Origin of the sequence: Sabulicella flocculans (assembly GCF_045449635.1) — a bacterium.
In the GTDB taxonomy this organism is placed as follows: domain Bacteria; phylum Pseudomonadota; class Alphaproteobacteria; order Acetobacterales; family Acetobacteraceae; genus Roseococcus.
Genome location: NZ_JBJJBR010000003.1, coordinates 1 through 500, shown reverse-complemented (window position 1 = coordinate 500; position 500 = coordinate 1). Strand labels below are relative to the sequence as shown.

Annotated in this window: 1 protein-coding gene; it reads right to left on the bottom strand. The window is 85.8% G+C overall.

Annotation, left to right across the window (positions count from 1 at the left end; translation table 11 throughout):
• A partial coding sequence (locus tag ACI6QG_RS04745) for an energy transducer TonB (RefSeq protein ID WP_407023422.1) occupies positions 1 to 450 on the bottom strand: 450 nt, incomplete at its 3' end.
• Positions 451 to 500 lie beyond the last annotated feature (50 nt).

Sequence of the window (500 nt, the reverse complement as noted above, 5' to 3'; positions counted from 1 at the left end):
CGGCGCCCCCCCCGCCGCGGCGGGGGGGCGGCCGCGGGCGCCCGCCCCCCCCCCCCCCCGCCCCCCGGGGGGGGCGGGCCCCCCCCCCCCGGGGGGGGGGGGCCCCCCCCCCCCCCACCTCAGGCTGAAGCGCACGGGCACGGTGATGGTCAGCGTCTCGCCCGGCAGTTCCGCCGGCGGCGGCGGCAGGGGCGAGGCGCGCTGCGGCAGGGCCAGCGCCTCCGCCTCCAGCTCCGGCGAGCCGCCGGGACGGGCGAGGCGGGCGCCCAGCACGCGGCCCGCGCGGTCGAGCGTGAAGGCCACCAGCACCACACCTTCCTCGCGCCGGGCGCGGGCGCCGTCCGGGTAGCGCTGGGCGCGGCGCAGGCGCGCCATCACCTCGCCCTGCCAGGTGGGCACGGCGTTCGAAGCGCCGGCCGGCGCGGCGGGCGGGCCGGGGGGCGCGGCCACCGGCGCGGGGGCGGAAATGGCGCTGCCGGGGGGGAGGGGGGCCAGCGGGT